Below are 2,408 nucleotides of genomic sequence, written 5' to 3'. Positions count from 1 at the left end.
CTGTCTCTCTCCCGCTCTGTGGCCCCCCACCCAACTCGTGAACACCCCGCGCGCGCGCGGGGGGCCCGGAGGGCCGGCCGGGTACTCCGCTGTCCGGCGGTGCGACGCTTTCCACGCGGACCGGCCGTGCCGCCGCGGACGCGGCTCGCCACAGCCGCGTGTCGCCACGCCTGTGCCGCCGCGGGAGGTGATGAAACGGACCAGACTGTCAACTGACCGATAACCACGGCCCGCACCGGGCCTCAGTCAGGCGGAGCCATGACTCTTCACGAATCCCTGCTCGACGCTGTCGGCAACACCCCGCTGGTCAGACTCACGAGGATCGCCTCCGGGGTGCCCGCCCCCGTCTACGCCAAGGTGGAGTTCTTCAACCCCGCCGGCAGCGTCAAGGACCGGGCGGCGCTGGGCATGGTCCTGGCGGCGGAGAAGTCCGGGGCGCTGGCGCCCGGCGGCGTCATCGTCGAGGGGACCTCCGGCAACACCGGGATGGCGCTGGCCATGATCGCCGCTCAGCGGGGCTACGGATCGATCGTTGTCGTCCCGGACCGTACAAGCCCCGAGAAGATCAAGACGCTCAAGGCGTACGGCGCCGAGGTGGTCGTCACCACGGGGGCGCTCCCGCGTGAGCATCCGGAGCACGTTCGCAACGTCGCCGCGCGCCTGGCGGCGCGGACACCTGGCGCCTGGTACGCCAACCAGTACGACAACCCAGCCAATCCGGAGGCCCACCGGACCACGACCGGCCCGGAGATCTGGGCCGAGACCGGCGGCCGGGTCACCCACTTCGTCGTCGGCGTCGGCACGGGCGGAACGGTCACCGGGACCGGCGGCTTCCTCAAGGAGGCCAGCGGCGGCCTGGTCCGGGTGGTCGGCGCCGATCCGCTGACGTCCACGTACTCGGGCGGCGACGGAAGTCCGTACTACGTGGAGAGCATCGGCCACTACCTCCACCCGCGGACCGCGGAGGACGAGTACCCGGAGTCGTACGACTCGTCCGTGGTGGACCGGTTCGAGCGGATCGGAGACCGTGAGTCGATCACGATGGTGCGCAGACTGGCCCGCGAGGAGGGCATCCTCGCGGGTGGCTCGGCGGGCACGGCGGTGGCCGCGGCGCTGCGGGTGGCCGCCACCCTCACCCCGGACGACCTGGTGGTGGTCCTGCTCCCGGACTCGGGCCGGGGATATCTGTCGAAGTACTTCGACGACGGCTGGCTTCGGCGCTTCGGCTTCCTGGAGGACCTCTCGGGGACGCCGACGGTCGCCGACGTCCTGGGCGACCGTCCGGCCCCCCTCACCGCTCTTCCGTCGACGGCCACGGTGGCCGAAGCGCTCAGCGCCGCCGGAGCGCTCGTCCCGGTGCGTCTCCCCCGCTCCGGCGGCAACGCGACGACCGATGTGTCCGAGGTCATCGGCGCCGTCCGGCCCGATGCGCTCCGCGCCCTGGTGGCCAGGGATCCCTCCGCGTCCGCCGCCCCGCTCCGCGACCATCTCCTCCCCTCGCCCCCGGCCGTGGGCATCGGCGAACCCGTCGACGAGGCCACCGCCCGGCTCGCCCCGGACACCGGCACCGCCTGGGTCCTCGTCGACGGCCGGGTGTCCGGCACCATCACGCACGACGCCGTGCGGCAGGCCACCGGCCACATCCCCCCTGCCCGCGAGGCGAGACCGGCGAGCCGGGCGACCCCGCCCGGCACGGGCGGCCGTGGCGGAACGGGGACATCGTGAAGGCGACGCGGAATCAGGATGCACACGATCACAATGGGGCGGCATCACCACGCTGGTCGGTGGCGTGGAGCGTCCAGGTCATGAACCGGCTCCGATCGGTTCGGGCAGGCCGAGGGCGGCGCGCAGGGTCGCTCCGCCGGAGGGCCCCAGGCGTGGCACGAGTGCTCGCACCACAGCGAGCAGCCGGTCGTGGTCCCCCGTCGGGGCGAGCTCCAGCCCGTCGAAGCCGTACCGTTCGACCCAGTCGGCCAACTGGGCCGCGGTCCGCTCCGCGGTGGTGTCGTCCGCCGGCAGTTCGACCCTGCCGAGCACCGCGATGTCCCCGCGCCTCCGGCCGACGCGCAGCGACGCCTCGGCCAGCCGTGCGGTCGCCTCTGACGCCATGGCCGGGGAGATGACGACGGCATCGGCCAGGGCCACGACATCGGCCCAGTCCAGATCGTCGCGAGCGTCGGCGACGAGCACCGGCCGGCCCTGCGGCGAGGACGGTCCGTCGAGTGGCCCCGCCACTCGGTAGAAACGGCCCTCGTGGTCGATCGACGTGATGAGAGTGTCCTCCGCGAAGACGCCGGTGGCCTGGTCGCCGAGCAACGCCGCGGCGGGAAAGCTCCCCCACAGACCGGTGAGGACGCCCGCGTATTCGGCCCAGCGCCGGTACGGCGCCGTGGCCGAACGGTCGGGCG

At 73.3% G+C, this 2,408-nt stretch carries 1 protein-coding gene and 1 pseudogene; one reads left to right on the top strand and one right to left on the bottom strand.

Annotated elements, in window-relative coordinates:
* Nucleotides 1-258: 258 nt before the first annotated feature.
* Nucleotides 259-1,725: a PLP-dependent cysteine synthase family protein gene (locus ACFXB5_RS04625; RefSeq protein WP_385202324.1), complete on the top strand. Its 1,467-nt coding sequence runs from the start codon at nucleotides 259-261 to the stop codon at nucleotides 1,723-1,725.
* 78 nt (nucleotides 1,726-1,803) lie between these two features.
* Here the strand turns inward: ACFXB5_RS04625 and ACFXB5_RS04620 are convergent.
* Nucleotides 1,804-2,408, bottom strand: a pseudogene (locus ACFXB5_RS04620) (hypothetical protein); the annotation flags it as partial.

Source organism: Streptomyces sp. NPDC059455 (assembly GCF_042750115.1).
Classification (GTDB): Bacteria; Actinomycetota; Actinomycetes; order Streptomycetales; family Streptomycetaceae; genus Streptomyces; species Streptomyces endocoffeicus.
Note: the sequence above shows the minus strand (reverse complement) of the source record. Positions and strands in the feature narration are given on the sequence as shown.

Coding starts and splice junctions, on each gene's coding strand:
- ACFXB5_RS04625 (WP_385202324.1), top strand. CDS start 259: ATGACTCTTCACGAATCCCTGCTCGACGCTGTCGGCAACACCCCGCTG.